The following is a 23,097-nucleotide window of genomic DNA, read 5'->3' as shown; positions in this document are numbered from 1 at the left end:
TGAACAGAAGTAGGCGCTTTTGCAATCGAATTATAAAGCTTTCTCTAATAACTTAGGCTTTGCAAAGATCATTCTTCCAGCACTTGTTTGCAAGACGCTTGTGACGACAACATCAAGGTTTTTACCGATATGTTCACGGCCACCTTCAACAACAATCATCGTTCCATCATCTAAATACGCAACACCTTGGTGATGTTCTTTTCCGTCTTTTATGACCTGAACATTTAATTCTTCGCCTGGAAGAACGACTGGTTTGACCGCATTCGCTAAATCGTTAATGTTTAGGACAGCGACTCCTTGTAATTCACATACTTTATTTAAATTAAAGTCATTTGTCACAACCATACCTGAAGATAGTTTAGCTAGTTTGACCAATTTGCTATCAACTTCTTGGATCTCTTCAAAATCACCATCGTAGATCTCTACGTTAACCTGTAGCTCCTTTTGAATCTTGTTCAGAATATCTAAGCCACGGCGCCCGCGATTACGCTTTAATACATCTGAGGAATCAGCAATATGCTGAAGCTCTTCTAGAACAAACTCTGGAATCACCAAGGTTCCTTCTAAAAATCCCGTCTTACAAATGTCAGCAATTCGCCCATCAATAATAACGCTCGTATCGAGAATCTTTAGCTGACTGCCTCGTTTCTTTTCTTCCTCTTCTTCTTCACGCTTTTTGTCTTTTCCTAACGTTCTTGTCATTGTAAAAAGATTAATTAATTCATCACGTTTTTTAAATCCAATTTGAAATCCAAAATAACCTAAAAAGATCGTTACGAAGATCGGCACAATCGTGCTAAGAACAGGAATTTGAATAACATTAAGAGGAATACCAATTAAATACGCAACAATTAGTCCGATAATTAAACCCATTGAGCCAAATAAAACGTCTGTTACAGGTGCTTTAACAATTGCTTCTTCTACCAATTTCATTAAGTTAACAATATAATCCGCTAACCAAAATGTCGTGACGAATAAAAGAGCAGCACCAATGATCGCTCCTGCATACGCACTCGTTAGCCAACCAGGAATATTTCCTAGATTAATTACCTGGATCAGCTCTGGTACATATAAAAAGCCTAGTGTTCCACCCATAATAATAAAGAACAATTGCACAATCCATTTCAGCATCCAGCGTCACCTCCTTCAATTATTATAGACAAGTTTTCATAATTGAAACCTAGCAAACTCCATTTCACATAAAATTCCATGAACTATTTCGTTTTAACGTACCAAAGGGTCCTAGGTCTGTCAATTTTGAAAACGTATCATCATACAGAGAATTCTTAATAGAAGCAACTCATCCAAAATTAAATATGACGGTCAACAAATAATTGTTCTTGGATTCGTTGTAATCCATCCTTTATCATCTTCGCCCGAGCTTCTCCAATTCCTTCAACTTCATCTAATTCCTCGATGCTTGCAAACATCACACTTGATAAATCCCCGTACTTGTCAATTAGGTTCCCGATAATTAGCGGCGGTAATCTCGGAATGCGATTTAAAATACGATACCCTCGTGGTGAAACGGGTTGTTCTTGAACATTAACATTCTTACCGTAGCCGAGAACTTTAACAATCTCATGTTCATCGAGCAACTCTTCCGTTTCTGACTTTGTTAATTCACGCAACGTATCAAACACGTCTTGCTTCTTTTCCTTGACGTAATCTTTTAGCAAATAGATGGCTTCTTTTTCTATGTTTGAGACAAGTTCATTTAACTGCATCGTTATTAAACGTCCTTCATCACCAAGTTCATTCACGTAGTTTAAAATTTCTCGTTTAATCCTTAACACCATTTGAACACGGTGGATGACTTGAGTTACTTCATGGAACGTTACCAGTTGTTCAAATTCTAAAGCGCCTAAGTTTGTTATCCCTTGATCAAGAACGACTTTATATTTCTCTAGCGTCTGAATCGCTTGATTCGCTTTAGTTAAAATCACACCGATGTCTTTCAATGAATACCGATGCTCTCCTTGATACAAAGTAATGACGTTGCGACGTTGGGAAATAGAGATAACCAAATTTCCGGTTTGCTTTGCCACACGCTCTGCTGTTCGATGTCGGATACCCGTTTCAATCGAATCAATCCCGTTGTTTGGCACAAGTTGCGTATTTGCATATAAAATGCGCTTGCTGTCTTCACTAAGAATGATTGCCCCATCCATCTTCGCTAATTCATATAAATAAGCCGGTGAGAAATCACAATTAATAAAGAAGCCCCCATCTACAACGTTCATCATCTCATTATTATAACCAATCACTATCAATCCGCCCGTTTTTGCACGTAGAACGTTATCAATTCCTGCCCGAAGTGGCGTTCCTGGCGCAACAAGTTTCAACACATTTTGGATAAATATCCCTCTTTTTCTTTCGTCCATCACACCTTACCTCCCTAACACAACCTCAAGCGCGCGCTCTACAGTTGGCACTCCTACTACTTCAATCCCCTTAGGCACTGTCCAGCCTCCAAGGTTTTTCTCTGGTATAATCGCTCGTTTAAATCCTAATTTTGCTGCTTCGTTCACTCGTTGATCAATCCTTGAAACACGTCGTATCTCTCCTGTTAAACCAATCTCACCTATAGCCACATCGGTTGGACTAGTCACTTGATTACGAAAACTTGAGGCGATACTTAAAGCGATGGCTAAATCAATAGCTGGTTCATCTAATCTGACTCCACCCGCCACATTTAAATACGCATCTTGGTTTTGTAAAAGTAGACCTACGCGCTTCTCAAGCACTGCCATTAACAACGAAACTCGATTGTGATCAACTCCTGTTGCCATTCTTCTTGGATTTCCAAAACTAGTTGGAGAAATAAGCGCTTGTAGCTCTACTAGAACGGGACGTGTCCCCTCCATGGAAGCAACCACAATGGATCCAGCGGCTCCTTTAGAACGCTCTTCAAGGAAGATTTCTGATGGATTTAAGACTTCTTCAAGTCCTAACTCCTTCATTTCAAAAATGCCCATCTCATTGGTGGACCCAAATCTATTTTTAACAGCACGGAGAATTCGATAAGTGTGGTGACGCTCCCCTTCAAAATACAGAACAGAATCGACCATATGTTCAAGTAATTTCGGTCCAGCAATTGACCCTTGCTTTGTGACATGACCGACAATAAAGATCGCAATCCCTCTTGTTTTAGCAATCTTCATAAAGGCAGCTGTGCATTCCCTAACTTGTGCGACACTTCCCGGAGCAGATGAAATATCTTCTTGATACACTGTTTGAATCGAATCAATAATAACTAGAGCAGGGTTTACTTCATCTATCGCCCGATCAATAAACGATAAATCTGTTTCAGCTAAAACATATAAATTGGAAGAGGAAGCATTCAATCGGTCTGCACGCAACTTCGTTTGTTTCACCGATTCTTCTCCTGATATATAAAGGACTTTCTGATTGGTTTCTGCTAACTTAGCTGAAAGTTGCAAAAGGAGGGTTGATTTCCCGATCCCTGGGTCTCCACCAACAAGGACGAGGGAACCTGGTACAATCCCGCCTCCAAGGACTCGATTTAACTCAACTAATGTCGTATCAATACGGGGTTCTGTCTCACTTTGTATCGTCGTAATTGCCTGAGGTTTTGTCCCTTGAGCAGCACCTGAAGTTACATAACTACGGCTAGATTGTTTGGCACTTGGCTCAAACTCCTCTACCATTGAGTTCCATCCTTGGCACCCAGGGCATTTCCCCATCCATTTCGCTGACTCATAGCCACATTCCTGGCAGACAAATTTTGTTTTTTTCTTTGCCAATTTGAGTTCCTCTTTTCTACTGTTCTTCTTTCTCTCATTGTAACAGAGTAGAAAGCAAACGTGAAAGAAGAGGTACTATCACTCTATGGTGAAAAGCCGAGGGGTTATGTCTGTCCCTCAGCTTTTTTGTAACTAATATTCTTTTACACTTGAGCACTCTCGCGCGTTTCAACGATTAACTCATCGTCTTTCACATCAATGATTGCTTTTTGACCTTTGAAAATCGTACCTTTTAATAACTCTTCTGAAAGACGATCTTCAACTTGCTTCTGCAACGCACGACGTAACGGACGCGCACCGTACTCAGGATCATATCCTAAATCTGTGATTTTATCTTTAGCAGCTTCTGTTAATTCAAATTCAATGCCTTGTTCAATTAGACGCTGCTTCAACTGATCAGACATTAATGTAATAATCTCACGTACATGCTTTTTCTCTAGTGAGTGGAAGACAATGATCTCATCGATACGATTAAGAAACTCAGGACGGAAGCTACGTTTTAGCTCTTCCATAACTTTGCCTTTCATATCTTTATATTCTTGCCCTTCACTTTCCGTTGTAAATCCTAAATACTTATTACGCTTGAGCGTACTAGCTCCAACGTTTGATGTCATAATAATAGCCGTATTGCGGAAATCAACCGTTCGTCCTTTTGAATCGGTTAAACGACCATCCTCTAGTACTTGTAAAAGGATATTAAATACTTCCGGATGAGCTTTTTCAATCTCATCAAGTAAGATAACAGAATAAGGCTTGCGGCGAACTTTTTCCGTTAACTGTCCTCCGTCTTCATGGCCTACATAACCTGGAGGAGAACCAACAAGACGACTCGTTGAATGCTTTTCCATATACTCAGACATATCAATACGGATCACCGCATCTTCATCTCCGAATAATGTCTCAGCTACTGCTCGTGCAAGTTCCGTCTTACCAACACCTGTTGGGCCTAAGAAGATGAACGAACCAATAGGGCGCTTAGGATCTTTTAATCCAGCACGTGCACGGCGCACCGCTTTTGAGATCGATTTAACCGCTTCTTCTTGCCCTACGATACGCTCATGTAAGATGCTCTCCATTTTCAGGAGGCGATCGGTTTCTTCTTCAGCTAATTTAGACACTGGAATTCCCGTCCAACTTGCTACCACTTGAGCGATATCTTCTACGACTACTTCTGTATCTTCTTGACCTTGCTTTTTCTTCCACTCATTTTTCATCTCTTCTAGTTCTTCACGTAGACGTTGTTCGGAATCGCGTAAGGAAGCTGCTTTTTCGAATTCTTGGCTTTGAACCGCTGCGTCTTTCTCTTTACGCGTCTCCTCTAAACGGCTTTCAAGCTCTTTTAAGTTTGGCGGAGCTGTGTAAGAACGCAAACGTACTTTAGATGCCGCCTCATCAATTAGGTCAATCGCTTTATCCGGTAAGAAACGATCTGGAATATAGCGATCTGACATTTTTACTGCCTCATCAATCGCTTCATCGGTAATCGTGACACGATGATGGGCTTCATAACGGTCACGTAGTCCTTTTAGGATTAAAACCGATTCAACTAATGTTGGTTCATTCACTTGAATTGGTTGGAAACGACGCTCTAGAGCCGCATCTTTTTCAATGTATTTGCGGTATTCATCTATCGTAGTTGCTCCAATACATTGCAATTCACCACGTGCCAAAGAAGGTTTTAGGATGTTTGAAGCATCGATTGCACCTTCTGCTCCACCTGCACCAATCAATGTGTGCAATTCGTCAATGAATAAAATGACATTCCCAGCTTGACGAATCTCATCCATCACCTTTTTCAAACGATCTTCAAATTCACCACGGTATTTAGTACCGGCTACAACCGTACCCATATCAAGTGTCATCACTCGCTTGTTACGTAGCGTTTCTGGTACTTCGTTTGCGATGATTGCTTGGGCTAATCCTTCTGCGATAGCAGTTTTACCGACACCAGGCTCCCCGATAAGAACAGGGTTATTTTTCGTGCGGCGGCTCAGCACTTGGATAACACGCTCAATCTCCTTACTGCGCCCGATAACAGGATCTAGGGACTCTTCACGCGCAATTGCAGTTAAATCTCTTGCCAAACTATCTAAGGTTGGTGTATTCGCATTAGAAGAGCTTCCACCCTGTTGAGATGAGTTACCGACTTCATTACTGCCAAGTAGTTGTAACACTTGTTGACGCGCCTTATTTAGACTAACACCTAGGTTGTTTAATACTCTAGCAGCCACCCCTTCGCCTTCGCGAATAAGTCCTAATAAAATGTGCTCCGTTCCAACATAGGAATGGCCTAACTTTCTAGCTTCATCCATTGATAACTCAATAACTTTCTTAGCGCGAGGCGTATAATGAATTGTTTTAGATCCTTCTTGACCTTTACCAATTAACGTCTCTACTTCTTTTTGTATTTTTTCAGAACCTAGACCTAATGCTTGAAGAGCCTTTGCAGCAATACCCTCTCCTTCACGAATAAGTCCTAGTAGCACATGCTCTGTTCCGATATTATTATGTCCTAAGCGAATCGCTTCCTCTTGTGCTAATGCTAATACTTTCTGAGCTCTTTCTGTTAAACGTCCAAACATCATTAGCGTCCACCTCCACGGTTATTCGTTCATTTCATTCTCGAGTTGCAACCTCTCACGGATCAAAGTCGCCCTTCGTTCATCTCGTACTTCTGGCGATAACACTTCTCCCGCATACTGTTGTAAAAAGCCCGGTTGAGTGAGAATCATTAACTCATTCAAAATGTTTGCTGACACATTCTCAAGTAATCCTACATCAATTCCTAAGCGAACATCTGATAACCTTTGCGTGGCTTCTTTTGATTCGATGACTCGACTGTGTGAGAGAATTCCGTAAGAACGATAAACTCTATCTTCAAGTTGCAGTTTCGAGCTTTGCATTAATACTTCACGTGCCGCTCGCTCTTGTTGAATCAACTGCATCACCACATCTCGCAAATCTTCAACGATACCTTGTTCTGATTTACCTAGAGTAAGTTGGTTCGACACCTGAAACAGGTTACCTAAAGCTTCGCTACCTTCCCCATAAATTCCTCTAACAACTAATCCTAATTGATTAATTGCTGGTAAAATTTTATTTAACTGACGTGTCATCGCCAGTGCAGGAAGATGCATCATGACTGAGGCTCTTAACCCTGTCCCAACGTTTGTCGGACAGCTAGTCAGATATCCTCGTTTTTCATCAAACGCATAAGTTAATCGTTCCTCGACCCAGTCGTCTAGTTTGCTTGTAGCCTCTAAACCTTGAGTCAACTGAAACCCTTTAAATAAATATTGAATACGTAAATGATCTTCTTCATTTACCATTAAGCTAACAGACTCATCATCACTTAGCATAACTGCTCCGTGCTTAGATTGTTCTGCTAAATGGGGGCTGATAAGATGCTTTTCCACCAATACTCGCTTTTCATTCACTTTTAACTCATCCATCAATAACATCTCTAACTGACCAATAGACTTGTTTTCTTCAGCTAGCAAAGCTTCTCTCACTTGCTTTACAACTGCGTTCGACTCTTCCATCGTTGAGAGAAGTGGAAACTTATATTCTTTTAGGTTTCTTGCTAATCTTATTCGACTACTCAAAACAATATCCGAATCTGTACCATCTTTTTTCATCCATGGACTGATTGCATCTGAAATAAATCGTTGGAGTGACATCTTTTCACCCCTCTTCTTCATTCTGTTTTTGTTTTTCAAGTGCTCGAATTTGATCACGGGTCTCTGCCGCTTGTTCAAATTCCTCATTCTCTATATATTTCTTCATCTCAATTTTTAATGAGTCAATCTGTTTTTTCAGTTGCAATCCTCCGCCTACACGAATAGGGATTTTACCTGAGTGCGTATCATTTCCACTATGCACACGTTTTAAAATAGGATCTAACTTTTCACCAAAACTTTCATAACATGTAGCACATCCAAATCGTCCAGCTCTCGTAAATTGCTCATACCTCATACCACAATTTGTACATACTAACTCTTTACGCTGAGTTGCTGACTCCTGACCTTCTTTAAGAGGCTGTTCAAAGTGCAGCAATCCTGACAATAATTGATGAATGGAGAAACTATTAGTTCCTGGGAATTGTTCTCCTTTTTCGCGGGCGCATTGATCGCATATATGAAATTCTGTCTTCTGCCCGTTAACAATTTTCGTAAAATGCAATGTTGCCTCTTTTTCTTGACACTCTTGGCACTTCATCGCATATCACCTCTTTCACTTTTGATCAACGGTCTTGTTTATATATTAATGTGCCTAGCATTGCTTTTAGAAGATTCGCTCTTATTTCGTCTCGATGAGCCACCGTGGTTTGAAATAGTGTGCGATCCACTACACTTATCATCAAATTAGCTTCTCTTTTCGACACAGCCTCTTCATCAAGAAGCCTTAAGATAACATTTTCTGCTGTTTGTTGATCAATTTTTTTGCCGATTAGATTCATCAATTGTTCAAAGAGAGCTAGATCGTCATGAGGCTTCACCTTAATAATTCGTATATACCCACCGCCGCCTCGCTTACTTTCAACAATATATCCTTTTTCTATCGTAAAACGAGTACTAATTACGTAGTTTATTTGCGAAGGTACACACTCAAACTGTTTAGCGAGTTCACTTCTTTTAATCTCTAATAGATCATCTTCACTTTTCATCAATGTAGCTTTTAAATATTGTTCTATGACATCAGAGATATTTCTCAACTATCTGGCCTCCCCCCTCTTTGACTTTGACTATCTTTGACTATATACATATTATAATCTCTCTTAAAAAAAAGTGCAATCATCTCGCTCATACACAAGCTAGTATAGCCAACGACTCGACAATCTCTACATAAAAGATATGATATCTTTTTTTCTTTTAATAAAATGAAAGATATTATGATACCAATTTTAACAAGACGAAATCAGCTCAAAAAATGAGTTTTTACAAACAAAAAAGCATCCCATAAATGGAATGCTTTTTAAATACTTGGCAATGACCTGACCTGGCTCATCCTTTCTCTTCTACGGGGAAGATCAACGATTTGCTCTTACTTCGAAGTGCTTCACGATGTATGACGAAGAGAAAGGACTCGTCTCACAGGGTCAAGCACGTTGTTTCTTCAAGATTGTGATTCATGTGGAACATATTAACCGATTCGACAAAAACTCTATTATATCAACGAACGAATTATTTATTATTTTGTTTTTCACTTCACAAACAAAAAAAGCATCCCATAAATGGAATGCTTTTTAGATGCTTGGCAACGTCCTACTCTCACAGGGGGAAGCCCCCAACTACCATCGGCGCAAAAGAGCTTAACGTCCGTGTTCGGCATGGGAACGGGTGTGACCTCTTTGCTATCGCCACCAAACTAGAAAATTGAGAGTTGTTCTCTCAAAACTAGATAATGTGTAAACATGTGTCAAGAATAATTTTGGATAAGTCCTCGACCGATTAGTATCTGTCAGCTCCACGTGTCGCCACGCTTCCACACCAGACCTATCAACCTCATCATCTCTAAGGGGTCTTACTGGATTAACTCCATGGGAAATCTCATCTCGAGGGGGGCTTCATGCTTAGATGCTTTCAGCACTTATCCCGTCCACACGTAGCTACCCAGCGATGCTCCTGGCGGAACAACTGGTACACCAGCGGTGTGTCCATCCCGGTCCTCTCGTACTAAGGACAGCTCCTCTCAAATTTCCTGCGCCCGCGACGGATAGGGACCGAACTGTCTCACGACGTTCTGAACCCAGCTCGCGTACCGCTTTAATGGGCGAACAGCCCAACCCTTGGGACCTACTTCAGCCCCAGGATGCGATGAGCCGACATCGAGGTGCCAAACCTCCCCGTCGATGTGGACTCTTGGGGGAGATAAGCCTGTTATCCCCAGGGTAGCTTTTATCCGTTGAGCGATGGCCCTTCCATGCGGAACCACCGGATCACTAAGCCCGACTTTCGTCCCTGCTCGACTTGTAGGTCTCGCAGTCAAGCTCCCTTATGCCTTTGCACTCTTCGAATGATTTCCAACCATTCTGAGGGAACCTTTGGGCGCCTCCGTTACTGTTTAGGAGGCGACCGCCCCAGTCAAACTGCCCACCTGACACTGTCCCTGAACCGGATCACGGTCCGAGGTTAGAATGTCAGCACAGTCAGGGTAGTATCCCACCGACGCCTCCGTCGAAGCTGGCGCTCCGACTTCCAAGGCTCCTACCTATCCTGTACAAACTGTACCAACATCCAATATCAAGCTACAGTAAAGCTCCATGGGGTCTTTCCGTCCTGTCGCGGGTAACCTGCATCTTCACAGGTACTATAATTTCACCGGGTCTCTCGTTGAGACAGTATCCAAATCGTTACACCATTCGTGCGGGTCGGAACTTACCCGACAAGGAATTTCGCTACCTTAGGACCGTTATAGTTACGGCCGCCGTTTACTGGGGCTTCAATTCAGAGCTTCTCCCAAAGGATAACCCCTCCTCTTAACCTTCCAGCACCGGGCAGGTGTCAGCCCCTATACTTCGCCTTGCGGCTTCGCAGAGACCTGTGTTTTTGCTAAACAGTCGCTTGGATCTATTCACTGCGGCTCTCTCGGGCATACACCCTAATAGAGCACCCCTTCTCCCGAAGTTACGGGGTCATTTTGCCGAGTTCCTTAACGAGAGTTCTCCCGAGCGTCTTAGAATTCTCTTCTCGCCTACCTGTGTCGGTTTGCGGTACGGGCACCTCTCACCTCGCTAGAGGCTTTTCTAGGCAGTGTAGGATCAGGAACTTCGGTACTAAATTTCCCTCGCCATCACAACTCAGCCTTCGCGAGAAGCGGATTTGCCTACTTCTCAGCCTAATTGCTTGGACGCGCATATCCATCAGCGCGCTTACCCTACCTTACTGCGTCCCCCCATTACTCAAACGGTGAGGAGGTGGTACAGGAATTTCAACCTGTTGTCCATCGCCTACGCTTTTCAGCCTCGGCTTAGGTCCCGACTTACCCTGAGCGGACGAGCCTTCCTCAGGAAACCTTGGGCTTTCGACGGAGGGGATTCTCACCCCTCTTTTCGCTACTCATACCGGCATTCTCACTTCTAAGCGCTCCACCAGTCCTTACGATCTGACTTCGCTGCACTTAGAACGCTCCCCTACCACTGACACCAAAGGTGTCAATCCATAGCTTCGGTGATACGTTTAGCCCCGGTACATTTTCGGCGCAGAGTCACTCGACCAGTGAGCTATTACGCACTCTTTAAATGGTGGCTGCTTCTAAGCCAACATCCTGGTTGTCTGGGCAACTCCACATCCTTTTCCACTTAACGTATACTTGGGGACCTTAGCTGATGGTCTGGGCTGTTTCCCTCTTGACTACGGATCTTAGCACTCGCAGTCTGACTCCCGAGTAAAAGTTTTTGGCATTCGGAGTTTGACTGAATTCGGTAATCCTGTGGGGACCCCTAGTCCAATCAGTGCTCTACCTCCAAAACTCTCAACCTCGAGGCTAGCCCTAAAGCTATTTCGGGGAGAACCAGCTATTTCCGAGTTCGATTGGCATTTCACCCCTACCCACACCTCATCCCCGCATTTTTCAACATGCGTGGGTTCGGGCCTCCATTCAGTGTTACCTGAACTTCACCCTGGACATGGGTAGATCACACGGTTTCGGGTCTACGACGTCGTACTTCATCGCCCTATTCAGACTCGCTTTCGCTACGGCTCCGCCTTATCAGCTTAACCTTGCACGACATCGTAACTCGCCGGTTCATTCTACAAAAGGCACGCTGTCACCCGTTAATGGGCTCCAACTAGTTGTAGGCACACGGTTTCAGGATCTGTTTCACTCCCCTTCCGGGGTGCTTTTCACCTTTCCCTCACGGTACTGGTTCACTATCGGTCACTAGGGAGTATTTAGCCTTGGGAGATGGTCCTCCCGGATTCCGACGGGGTTTCACGTGTCCCGCCGTACTCAGGATCCACTCAGGAGAAAATAGAATTTCGACTACAGGGCTGTTACCTTGTACCGCGGACCTTTCCAGATCGCTTCGCCTATCCTATTTCTTTGTAACTCCGTATTGAGTGTCCTACAACCCCAAGAGGCAAGCCTCTTGGTTTGGGCTGTTACCGTTTCGCTCGCCGCTACTCAGGTAATCGCATTTGCTTTCTCTTCCTCTGGGTACTTAGATGTTTCAGTTCCCCAGGTCTGCCTCCTCATGCCCTATGTATTCAGGCATGGGTACTATTCCATTACGAATAGTGGGTTCCCCCATTCGGATACCCTCGGATCAACGTTTACTTACAACTTCCCGAGGCATTTCGCTGTTCGTCGCGTCCTTCTTCGGCTCCTAGTGCCAAGGCATTCACCGTGCGCCCTTTCTAACTTAACCAAAAAAAATTAAAAAAGGTTGTTGAATTCTTGACATTCTCGTTCGATTTTTCGATGAACGTTCATGTTTACATTTCATTATCTAGTTTTCAAAGAACAATGCTTACAGGATAAATATCCTCTAAGTATGTTGAGAGTTTTGTGTTCTCTCAAAACTGAACAAAAGATCCAAAGCGCATATGACCCAAGGTCATACATCGACTAGAGTTAAAATACTCCATAGAAAGGAGGTGATCCAGCCGCACCTTCCGATACGGCTACCTTGTTACGACTTCACCCCAATCATCTGTCCCACCTTAGGCGGCTGGCTCCATAAAGGTTACCCCACCGACTTCGGGTGTTACAAACTCTCGTGGTGTGACGGGCGGTGTGTACAAGGCCCGGGAACGTATTCACCGCGGCATGCTGATCCGCGATTACTAGCAATTCCGGCTTCATGTAGGCGAGTTGCAGCCTACAATCCGAACTGAGAATGGCTTTATGGGATTCGCTCAACCTCGCGGTTTTGCAGCCCTTTGTACCATCCATTGTAGCACGTGTGTAGCCCAGGTCATAAGGGGCATGATGATTTGACGTCGTCCCCACCTTCCTCCGGTTTGTCACCGGCAGTCACCTTAGAGTGCCCAACTGAATGCTGGCAACTAAGATCAAGGGTTGCGCTCGTTGCGGGACTTAACCCAACATCTCACGACACGAGCTGACGACAACCATGCACCACCTGTCACTTTGTCCCCCGAAGGGGAAAGCCCTATCTCTAGGGTGGTCAAAGGATGTCAAGACCTGGTAAGGTTCTTCGCGTTGCTTCGAATTAAACCACATGCTCCACTGCTTGTGCGGGCCCCCGTCAATTCCTTTGAGTTTCCACCTTGCGGTCGTACTCCCCAGGCGGAGTGCTTAATGTGTTAACTTCGGCACTAAGGGCATCGAAACCCCTAACACCTAGCACGCATCGTTTACGGCGTGGACTACCAGGGTATCTAATCCTGTTTGCTCCCCACGCTTTCGCGCCTCAGCGTCAGTTACAGACCAGAGAGTCGCCTTCGCCACTGGTGTTCCTCCACATATCTACGCATTTCACCGCTACACGTGGAATTCCACTCTCCTCTTCTGTACTCAAGTCTCCCAGTTTCCAATGACCCTCCACGGTTGAGCCGTGGGCTTTCACATCAGACTTACAAGACCGCCTGCGCGCGCTTTACGCCCAATAATTCCGGACAACGCTTGCCACCTACGTATTACCGCGGCTGCTGGCACGTAGTTCGCCGTGGCTTTCTGGTTAGGTACCGTCAAGGTGCCGCCTTATTCAAACGGCACTTGTTCTTCCCTACCAACAGAGCTTTACGATCCGAAAACCTGCATCACTCACGCGGCGTTGCTCCGTCAGACTTTCGTCCATTGCGGAAGATTCCCTACTGCTGCCTCCCGTCGGAGTCTGGGCCGTGTCTCAGTCCCAGTGTGGCCGATCACCCTCTCAGGTCGGCTACGCATCGTCGCCTTGGTAAGCCATTACCTTACCAACTAGCTAATGCGCCGCGGGCCCATCTATAAGTGATAGCCGAAGCCACCTTTTACCTTTCCTCCATGCGGAGTAAAGGATTACCCGGTATTAGCCCCGGTTTCCCGGAGTTATCCCAATCTTATAGGTAGGTTGCCCACGTGTTACTCACCCGTCCGCCGCTAATCAAAGGGAGCAAGCTCCCTTTGATCCGCTCGACTTGCATGTATTAGGCACGCCGCCAGCGTTCGTCCTGAGCCAGGATCAAACTCTCCATAAAAGTGTTTGATTGCTCAAAATAAAACATTGACGAGATATCATGTATCTCATTTTTTTCGCTTGGCTTTTGTTCAGTTTTCAAAGAACGTTTTGTTTGTTCTGTCGTTGTTAGCGACTTTACTACCATACCATTTGTACTGATATAATGTCAACACGTTTTCATGATTTTTTTGGTGGAGCCTAGCGGGATCGAACCGCTGACCTCCTGCGTGCAAGGCAGGCGCTCTCCCAGCTGAGCTAAGGCCCCAAAAAAATGGTCGGGAAGACAGGATTTGAACCTGCGACCCCCTGGTCCCAAACCAGGTGCTCTACCAAGCTGAGCCACTTCCCGTTACGTATATGAAATAAATGGTGCGCCCTGAGAGATTCGAACTCCCGACCTTTTGATTCGTAGTCAAACACTCTATCCAGCTGAGCTAAGGGCGCAATATATGGTGCCGAGGGCCGGACTTGAACCGGCACGGTAGTCACCTACCGCAGGATTTTAAGTCCTGTGTGTCTGCCAATTCCACCACCCCGGCAGGACTTACTGCTATAACAATATACAATTCAAAAGTATATGGAGCGGAAGACGAGATTCGAACTCGCGACCCCCACCTTGGCAAGGTGGTGTTCTACCACTGAACTACTTCCGCGATTCATAATGCGGGTGAAGGGACTTGAACCCCCACGTCATAAGACACTAGATCCTAAGTCTAGCGCGTCTGCCAATTCCGCCACACCCGCGTATTAAAATGGTGAGCCATGAAGGATTCGAACCTTCGACCCTCTGATTAAAAGTCAGATGCTCTACCAACTGAGCTAATGGCTCATACCTCTTTGAAGAGTGCCGGCCAGAGGACTTGAACCCCCAACCTACTGATTACAAGTCAGTTGCTCTACCAATTGAGCTAGACCGGCATATATGGTGGAGGATGACGGGCTCGAACCGCCGACCCCCTGCTTGTAAGGCAGGTGCTCTCCCAGCTGAGCTAATCCTCCATATTTATGTTTGGCAACGTCCTACTCTCACAGGGGGAAGCCCCCAACTACCATCGGCGCAAAAGAGCTTAACGTCCGTGTTCGGCATGGGAACGGGTGTGACCTCTTTGCTATCGCCACCAAACTTATCACTTCAGATGATCGGCAGATTTCTTCGTCAGCTTCCTTCTTCCTATCCTCACGTATGCTTGATACGCTCCGGGTAGGACCTACGTTGCTTCCTCGAACTCTTTGATCCTCTTCGTGAATAATATAAAATTGAGAGTTGTTCTCTCAAAACTAGATAATGCCCACAGGACGTGGGTACCAGGCGTTGCGACAGGACGTCGCGAACTTAGCGTGGTTTCGTAAACATGTGTCAAGAATAATTTTGGATAAGTCCTCGACCGATTAGTATCTGTCAGCTCCACGTGTCGCCACGCTTCCACACCAGACCTATCAACCTCATCATCTCTAAGGGGTCTTACTGGATTAACTCCATGGGAAATCTCATCTCGAGGGGGGCTTCATGCTTAGATGCTTTCAGCACTTATCCCGTCCACACGTAGCTACCCAGCGATGCTCCTGGCGGAACAACTGGTACACCAGCGGTGTGTCCATCCCGGTCCTCTCGTACTAAGGACAGCTCCTCTCAAATTTCCTGCGCCCGCGACGGATAGGGACCGAACTGTCTCACGACGTTCTGAACCCAGCTCGCGTACCGCTTTAATGGGCGAACAGCCCAACCCTTGGGACCTACTTCAGCCCCAGGATGCGATGAGCCGACATCGAGGTGCCAAACCTCCCCGTCGATGTGGACTCTTGGGGGAGATAAGCCTGTTATCCCCAGGGTAGCTTTTATCCGTTGAGCGATGGCCCTTCCATGCGGAACCACCGGATCACTAAGCCCGACTTTCGTCCCTGCTCGACTTGTAGGTCTCGCAGTCAAGCTCCCTTATGCCTTTGCACTCTTCGAATGATTTCCAACCATTCTGAGGGAACCTTTGGGCGCCTCCGTTACTGTTTAGGAGGCGACCGCCCCAGTCAAACTGCCCACCTGACACTGTCCCTGAACCGGATCACGGTCCGAGGTTAGAATGTCAGCACAGTCAGGGTAGTATCCCACCGACGCCTCCGTCGAAGCTGGCGCTCCGACTTCCAAGGCTCCTACCTATCCTGTACAAACTGTACCAACATCCAATATCAAGCTACAGTAAAGCTCCATGGGGTCTTTCCGTCCTGTCGCGGGTAACCTGCATCTTCACAGGTACTATAATTTCACCGGGTCTCTCGTTGAGACAGTATCCAAATCGTTACACCATTCGTGCGGGTCGGAACTTACCCGACAAGGAATTTCGCTACCTTAGGACCGTTATAGTTACGGCCGCCGTTTACTGGGGCTTCAATTCAGAGCTTCTCCCAAAGGATAACCCCTCCTCTTAACCTTCCAGCACCGGGCAGGTGTCAGCCCCTATACTTCGCCTTGCGGCTTCGCAGAGACCTGTGTTTTTGCTAAACAGTCGCTTGGATCTATTCACTGCGGCTCTCTCGGGCATACACCCTAATAGAGCACCCCTTCTCCCGAAGTTACGGGGTCATTTTGCCGAGTTCCTTAACGAGAGTTCTCCCGAGCGTCTTAGAATTCTCTTCTCGCCTACCTGTGTCGGTTTGCGGTACGGGCACCTCTCACCTCGCTAGAGGCTTTTCTAGGCAGTGTAGGATCAGGAACTTCGGTACTAAATTTCCCTCGCCATCACAACTCAGCCTTCGCGAGAAGCGGATTTGCCTACTTCTCAGCCTAATTGCTTGGACGCGCATATCCATCAGCGCGCTTACCCTACCTTACTGCGTCCCCCCATTACTCAAACGGTGAGGAGGTGGTACAGGAATTTCAACCTGTTGTCCATCGCCTACGCTTTTCAGCCTCGGCTTAGGTCCCGACTTACCCTGAGCGGACGAGCCTTCCTCAGGAAACCTTGGGCTTTCGACGGAGGGGATTCTCACCCCTCTTTTCGCTACTCATACCGGCATTCTCACTTCTAAGCGCTCCACCAGTCCTTACGATCTGACTTCGCTGCACTTAGAACGCTCCCCTACCACTGACACCAAAGGTGTCAATCCATAGCTTCGGTGATACGTTTAGCCCCGGTACATTTTCGGCGCAGAGTCACTCGACCAGTGAGCTATTACGCACTCTTTAAATGGTGGCTGCTTCTAAGCCAACATCCTGGTTGTCTGGGCAACTCCACATCCTTTTCCACTTAACGTATACTTGGGGACCTTAGCTGATGGTCTGGGCTGTTTCCCTCTTGACTACGGATCTTAGCACTCGCAGTCTGACTCCCGAGTAAAAGTTTTTGGCATTCGGAGTTTGACTGAATTCGGTAATCCTGTGGGGACCCCTAGTCCAATCAGTGCTCTACCTCCAAAACTCTCAACCTCGAGGCTAGCCCTAAAGCTATTTCGGGGAGAACCAGCTATTTCCGAGTTCGATTGGCATTTCACCCCTACCCACACCTCATCCCCGCATTTTTCAACATGCGTGGGTTCGGGCCTCCATTCAGTGTTACCTGAACTTCACCCTGGACATGGGTAGATCACACGGTTTCGGGTCTACGACGTCGTACTTCATCGCCCTATTCAGACTCGCTTTCGCTACGGCTCCGCCTTATCAGCTTAACCTTGCACGACATCGTAACTCGCCGGTTCATTCTACAAAAGGCACGCTGTCACCCGTTAATGGGCTCCAACTAGTTGTAGGCACACGGTTTCAGGATCTGTTTCACTCCCCTTCCGGGGTGCTTTTCACCTTTCCCTCACGGTACTGGTTCACTATCGGTCACTAGGGAGTATTTAGCCTTGGGAGATGGTCCTCCCGGATTCCGACGGGGTTTCACGTGTCCCGCCGTACTCAGGATCCACTCAGGAGAAAATAGAATTTCGACTACAGGGCTGTTACCTTGTACCGCGGACCTTTCCAGATCGCTTCGCCTATCCTATTTCTTTGTAACTCCGTATTGAGTGTCCTACAACCCCAAGAGGCAAGCCTCTTGGTTTGGGCTGTTACCGTTTCGCTCGCCGCTACTCAGGTAATCGCATTTGCTTTCTCTTCCTCTGGGTACTTAGATGTTTCAGTTCCCCAGGTCTGCCTCCTCATGCCCTATGTATTCAGGCATGGGTACTATTCCATTACGAATAGTGGGTTCCCCCATTCGGATACCCTCGGATCAACGTTTACTTACAACTTCCCGAGGCATTTCGCTGTTCGTCGCGTCCTTCTTCGGCTCCTAGTGCCAAGGCATTCACCGTGCGCCCTTTCTAACTTAACCAAAAAAAATTAAAAAAGGTTGTTGAATTCTTGACATTCTCGTTCAATCTTTCGATGAACAATCATGTTTACATTTCATTATCTAGTTTTCAAAGAACAATGCTTACAGGATGTAAATACCAGGCGTTGCAACAGGACGTTGCGAACTTAGCGTGGTTCCTTATTCCCTTAGCTTATGTTGAGAGTTTTGTGTTCTCTCAAAACTGAACAAAAGATCCAAAGCGCATATGACCCAAGGTCATACATCGACTAGAGTTAAAATACTCCATAGAAAGGAGGTGATCCAGCCGCACCTTCCGATACGGCTACCTTGTTACGACTTCACCCCAATCATCTGTCCCACCTTAGGCGGCTGGCTCCATAAAGGTTACCCCACCGACTTCGGGTGTTACAAACTCTCGTGGTGTGACGGGCGGTGTGTACAAGGCCCGGGAACGTATTCACCGCGGCATGCTGATCCGCGATTACTAGCAATTCCGGCTTCATGTAGGCGAGTTGCAGCCTACAATCCGAACTGAGAATGGCTTTATGGGATTCGCTCAACCTCGCGGTTTTGCAGCCCTTTGTACCATCCATTGTAGCACGTGTGTAGCCCAGGTCATAAGGGGCATGATGATTTGACGTCGTCCCCACCTTCCTCCGGTTTGTCACCGGCAGTCACCTTAGAGTGCCCAACTGAATGCTGGCAACTAAGATCAAGGGTTGCGCTCGTTGCGGGACTTAACCCAACATCTCACGACACGAGCTGACGACAACCATGCACCACCTGTCACTTTGTCCCCCGAAGGGGAAAGCCCTATCTCTAGGGTGGTCAAAGGATGTCAAGACCTGGTAAGGTTCTTCGCGTTGCTTCGAATTAAACCACATGCTCCACTGCTTGTGCGGGCCCCCGTCAATTCCTTTGAGTTTCAACCTTGCGGTCGTACTCCCCAGGCGGAGTGCTTAATGTGTTAACTTCGGCACTAAGGGCATCGAAACCCCTAACACCTAGCACTCATCGTTTACGGCGTGGACTACCAGGGTATCTAATCCTGTTTGCTCCCCACGCTTTCGCGCCTCAGCGTCAGTTACAGACCAGAGAGTCGCCTTCGCCACTGGTGTTCCTCCACATATCTACGCATTTCACCGCTACACGTGGAATTCCACTCTCCTCTTCTGTACTCAAGTCTCCCAGTTTCCAATGACCCTCCACGGTTGAGCCGTGGGCTTTCACATCAGACTTAAAAGACCGCCTGCGCGCGCTTTACGCCCAATAATTCCGGACAACGCTTGCCACCTACGTATTACCGCGGCTGCTGGCACGTAGTTAGCCGTGGCTTTCTGGTTAGGTACCGTCAAGGTGCCGCCTTATTCAAACGGCACTTGTTCTTCCCTAACAACAGAGCTTTACGATCCGAAAACCTTCATCACTCACGCGGCGTTGCTCCGTCAGACTTTCGTCCATTGCGGAAGATTCCCTACTGCTGCCTCCCGTAGGAGTCTGGGCCGTGTCTCAGTCCCAGTGTGGCCGATCACCCTCTCAGGTCGGCTACGCATCGTCGCCTTGGTAAGCCATTACCTTACCAACTAGCTAATGCGCCGCGGGCCCATCTATAAGTGATAGCCGAAGCCATCTTTTACCTTTCCTCCATGTGGAGAAAAGGATTACCCGGTATTAGCCCCGGTTTCCCGGAGTTATCCCAATCTTATAGGTAGGTTGCCCACGTGTTACTCACCCGTCCGCCGCTAATCAATAGGAGCAAGCTCCCATTGATCCGCTCGACTTGCATGTATTAGGCACGCCGCCAGCGTTCGTCCTGAGCCAGGATCAAACTCTCCATAAAAGTGTTTGATTGCTCAAAATAAAACATTGACGAGATATCATGTATCTCATTTTTTTCGCTTGGCTTTTGTTCAGTTTTCAAAGAACGTTTTGTTTGTTTCGTCGTTGTTGGCGACTTGATTATCTTAACATTTCGTTAACGAAGTGTCAACACTTTTTATTAAGATGTTTTTCGTCTCACAACAGCGCGTGATGCGTTGTTGTCTCAGCGACAAGTAATAATATATCACCCTGATCAAAAGTTTGCAACTACTTTTTCTAAAAAATAAATGTTTATTTTGCACGGGCATTTTCTATCATTATCTACAAAAGACTCCCTCACTAAACTCTACTAGCACCCCTAGGATTAAAAAAAGCTTAGGTCTAGATTATGACCTAAGCATCTATCTACTATTCACCCTGTTCGCGATTTCTCATTTGCGGAAATAAAAGAACATCACGGATAGACGGCGAATTAGTCAGGAGCATCACTAACCGATCAATCCCGATGCCTAGTCCACCCGTTGGAGGCATTCCGTATTCAAGCGACTCCACAAAGTCCTCATCCATCATATGAGCTTCATCATCACCTTGCTCGCGTTCAACAAGTTGCTGTTCAAAGCGCTGGCGTTGATCAATCGGATCATTTAACTCAGAAAATGCATTCGCATGCTCACGTCCGACGATAAATAACTCAAAACGATCCGTGAAGCGAGAATCTTCTGGGTTCTTTTTCGCTAGAGGAGAGATTTCCACTGGATGTCCATAGACAAACGTCGGTTGAATGAGTGTCTCCTCGACAAAGTGTTCAAAGAATTCATTAACAACATGCCCATAACTCATCGTGTCCTTTACATGTACACCATGTTCCTTCGCAAGAGAACGCGCTTGTTCATCGGTCATTTCAGGCCAGAAGTCGACACCAGATTTTTCTTTCACAGCATCTACCATGTGTATACGCGTCCACTTTGGCTCTAGATCAACTTTATAATCACCATAAGTAACAGCAGTTGAACCTAATACATCTTTAGCAATGTGAGCGACAAGCTCCTCTGTTAGTGCCATAATGTCTTGATAATCTGCATATGCTTCATAAAGCTCAATCATTGTGAACTCAGGATTATGTCTTGTCGATACACCTTCATTACGGAAGACGCGGCCGATCTCATATACTTTTTCCATTCCACCAACAATTAAACGCTTCAAATGTAACTCAATCGCAATACGCATATAAAGTGTCATATCAAGCGCGTTGTGGTGAGTAACGAATGGGCGCGCAGACGCTCCACCAGCAATTGAGTGCATTGTTGGTGTTTCAACTTCTAAGAAGCCTAAGTTATCTAAGTAACGGCGCATCGATTGTAGAATTCTACTACGCAACACAAACGTATCACGCACTTCTGGGTTCATAATTAAATCAACATAACGTTGACGATAACGTTGCTCGATGTCTTTTAAACCATGAAACTTATCAGGTAATGGACGCAACGACTTCGATAGCATTTGGAAGTCTGTTACTTTCACAGATAACTCCCCTACCTTTGTTTTAAACGCTGTACCTGTTACCCCTACAATATCACCGATATCAATTGTATTGAACAACTCATATTGCTCGTCACCTACTGCATCTTTACGTACGTAGATTTGAACTTGTCCTGATAAATCTTGAATATGAGCAAATCCAGCTTTACCTTTTCCACGCTTTGTCATAATACGTCCAGCAAGCGTTACACTGCGCCCTTGCTCTTCTAGTTCATCTTTAGAATATGCTTCAAATTCTTTCTCCATTGAACCCGCTGTATGTGTTCTCTCGAAACGACCACCAAATGGGTTCGCCCCTTGTGCTTCTAATTGAGATAGCTTTTCTCTACGCACGGTAAGCAAATCATTTAACTCAAGCTCTTGGCTCATTTCTACTTCATCTCCTCTATTAACATCTACTCATGATCATCAAGACAGGTCACAACACCTTGTCCTCTTTCATTGAACTCACTCATACTTATTATACAGACATTTTCTATATAGAAAAACTGCCAGTGGTTTGCTGGCAGTTTCATAAACTCTAACGAATTATAGTTAATTCTATCTAGAAAGTCAAACAGCACTAGTCTCCACGGCCATTTTCTCTTCTAATTGATCTATGAAAGCATAAAGTGATTTTTCTACATCATCACGCAATTCAAATTGATTAATTTGCTCACGGACAGGCCCACTTCCACGTAAACCTTTTAAATACCATGCAGCGTGCTTTCTCATTTCGCGAACCGCAACCGATTCACCTTTCAAATCGATCAAGCGATCTAGATGAAGCATGCACACATCGATTTTCTCTCGTGGAGATGGGTCTGGGTGTAGTTCACCATTCTCAAGATACTTAATTGTACGATAAAGCATCCATGGATTCCCTAGAGCTGCTCGGCCGATCATTACTCCGTCTACTCCGACTTCATCAAGCATACGACGAGCATCTTGTGGAGTTTGCACATCACCATTGCCGATGACAGGAATATTCACTGCATTCTTTACTTCTTTAATAATATTCCAATCAGCATGCCCCTCATACATTTGCACACGCGTACGACCATGCACAGCTACAGCACTTCCTCCTGCACGTTCAACTGCACGTGCATTTTCAACAGCGAAAATGTGATCCTCATCCCACCCGATACGCATCTTCACAGTTACTGGCTTATCTACTGCATCAACAGTTGCCGCAACCATTTCATAGATCTTGTTCGGGTCAAGCAACCATCTTGCACCTGCATCACATTTCGTAATTTTAGGAACCGGACAACCCATATTGATATCAATAATATCAGCATTGGTATTCTTATCTACAAACTTAGCCGCTTCGACCAATGTTTCTTTTTCCCCACCAAAGATCTGTAAGCTAAGTGGCTTTTCACGATCATCGACATAAAGCATACTAAGTGATCTTTCATTTTTATGAAGGATGGCTTTGTCACTCACCATCTCTGCACAAACAAGTCCAGCACCAAATTCTTTTGCGATCAAACGAAATGCCGGGTTACACACTCCCGCCATAGGAGCAAGAACAACTTGATTCTTCATTTCGATATTGCCGATCTTTAACACGAAT

General features: G+C 45.7%; 9 protein-coding genes, 9 tRNA genes and 6 rRNA genes. All 24 read right to left on the bottom strand.

Annotated features, from left to right (window positions below):
- Positions 1–30 precede the first annotated feature (30 nt).
- Positions 31–1,131 (bottom strand): PIN/TRAM domain-containing protein, encoded by a 1,101-nt coding sequence (locus tag CDZ88_RS15760; protein WP_100374419.1) that lies wholly within the window; start codon positions 1,129–1,131, stop codon positions 31–33.
- Positions 1,132–1,310: 179 nt separating this feature from the next.
- On the bottom strand, positions 1,311–2,384 hold the full coding sequence (disA, locus tag CDZ88_RS15755) for a DNA integrity scanning diadenylate cyclase DisA (RefSeq protein ID WP_100374418.1): 1,074 nt from the start codon (positions 2,382–2,384) through the stop codon (positions 1,311–1,313).
- Between the two features lie 6 nt (positions 2,385–2,390).
- The gene (gene radA, locus CDZ88_RS15750) at positions 2,391–3,767 is read right to left on the bottom strand and encodes a DNA repair protein RadA (RefSeq protein WP_100374417.1); all 1,377 of its coding nucleotides are present in this window, start codon (positions 3,765–3,767) and stop codon (positions 2,391–2,393) included.
- A 143-nt stretch (positions 3,768–3,910) separates the two neighbouring features.
- Complete coding sequence (gene clpC, locus CDZ88_RS15745) at positions 3,911–6,352, bottom strand: ATP-dependent protease ATP-binding subunit ClpC (RefSeq protein ID WP_100374416.1); 2,442 nt, start codon at positions 6,350–6,352, stop codon at positions 3,911–3,913.
- A gap of 18 nt (positions 6,353–6,370) precedes the next feature.
- Entirely contained in the window at positions 6,371–7,447 is a 1,077-nt protein-coding gene (locus CDZ88_RS15740; RefSeq protein WP_100374415.1) for a protein arginine kinase, read from the bottom strand.
- A 4-nt stretch (positions 7,448–7,451) separates the two neighbouring features.
- On the bottom strand, positions 7,452–7,985 hold the full coding sequence (locus CDZ88_RS15735; RefSeq protein WP_100374414.1) for a UvrB/UvrC motif-containing protein: 534 nt from the start codon (positions 7,983–7,985) through the stop codon (positions 7,452–7,454).
- A gap of 25 nt (positions 7,986–8,010) precedes the next feature.
- The gene (locus CDZ88_RS15730) at positions 8,011–8,481 is read right to left on the bottom strand and encodes a CtsR family transcriptional regulator (protein WP_100374413.1); all 471 of its coding nucleotides are present in this window, start codon (positions 8,479–8,481) and stop codon (positions 8,011–8,013) included.
- A gap of 537 nt (positions 8,482–9,018) precedes the next feature.
- Positions 9,019–9,134: ribosomal RNA gene (gene rrf, locus CDZ88_RS15720) — 5S ribosomal RNA — on the bottom strand.
- Positions 9,135–9,197: 63 nt separating this feature from the next.
- A 23S ribosomal RNA gene (locus tag CDZ88_RS15715) occupies positions 9,198–12,135 on the bottom strand.
- Between the two features lie 222 nt (positions 12,136–12,357).
- Positions 12,358–13,909 (bottom strand): 16S ribosomal RNA (locus CDZ88_RS15710).
- Positions 13,910–14,079: 170 nt separating this feature from the next.
- Positions 14,080–14,155: transfer RNA gene (locus tag CDZ88_RS15705), tRNA-Ala, on the bottom strand.
- A 7-nt stretch (positions 14,156–14,162) separates the two neighbouring features.
- Positions 14,163–14,239 (bottom strand) — tRNA-Pro (locus CDZ88_RS15700).
- Between the two features lie 18 nt (positions 14,240–14,257).
- A tRNA-Arg gene (locus CDZ88_RS15695) sits at positions 14,258–14,334 on the bottom strand.
- A 6-nt stretch (positions 14,335–14,340) separates the two neighbouring features.
- Positions 14,341–14,429 (bottom strand) — tRNA-Leu (locus tag CDZ88_RS15690).
- A 39-nt stretch (positions 14,430–14,468) separates the two neighbouring features.
- Positions 14,469–14,543: transfer RNA gene (locus CDZ88_RS15685), tRNA-Gly, on the bottom strand.
- Positions 14,544–14,552: 9 nt separating this feature from the next.
- Positions 14,553–14,634 (bottom strand) — tRNA-Leu (locus tag CDZ88_RS15680).
- A 9-nt stretch (positions 14,635–14,643) separates the two neighbouring features.
- A tRNA-Lys gene (locus CDZ88_RS15675) sits at positions 14,644–14,719 on the bottom strand.
- Between the two features lie 16 nt (positions 14,720–14,735).
- Positions 14,736–14,808: transfer RNA gene (locus tag CDZ88_RS15670), tRNA-Thr, on the bottom strand.
- 5 nt (positions 14,809–14,813) lie between these two features.
- Positions 14,814–14,889 (bottom strand) — tRNA-Val (locus CDZ88_RS15665).
- An 8-nt stretch (positions 14,890–14,897) separates the two neighbouring features.
- Positions 14,898–15,013 (bottom strand): 5S ribosomal RNA (rrf, locus tag CDZ88_RS15660).
- Between the two features lie 246 nt (positions 15,014–15,259).
- Positions 15,260–18,197, bottom strand: a 23S ribosomal RNA gene (locus CDZ88_RS15655).
- 270 nt (positions 18,198–18,467) lie between these two features.
- Positions 18,468–20,019, bottom strand: a 16S ribosomal RNA gene (locus CDZ88_RS15650).
- Together the 16S, 23S and 5S rRNA genes with 9 tRNA genes alongside form the textbook arrangement of a ribosomal RNA operon.
- 389 nt (positions 20,020–20,408) lie before the next feature.
- Positions 20,409–21,908, bottom strand: coding sequence for a lysine--tRNA ligase (gene lysS, locus CDZ88_RS15645; RefSeq protein WP_100374411.1), 1,500 nt, complete (start codon positions 21,906–21,908; stop codon positions 20,409–20,411).
- A 183-nt stretch (positions 21,909–22,091) separates the two neighbouring features.
- Positions 22,092–23,093 carry a tRNA dihydrouridine synthase DusB gene (dusB, locus tag CDZ88_RS15640; protein ID WP_100374410.1) on the bottom strand — a complete coding sequence of 334 codons (1,002 nt, stop codon included), beginning with the start codon at positions 23,091–23,093 and terminating at the stop codon, positions 22,092–22,094.
- Positions 23,094–23,097 lie beyond the last annotated feature (4 nt).

The sequence above is a fragment of the Bacillus sp. FJAT-45037 genome (assembly GCF_002797325.1).
Lineage (GTDB): Bacteria > Bacillota > Bacilli > Bacillales > Bacillaceae_D > Alkalihalophilus.
This window is presented reverse-complemented; position numbering and strand designations above follow the sequence as displayed.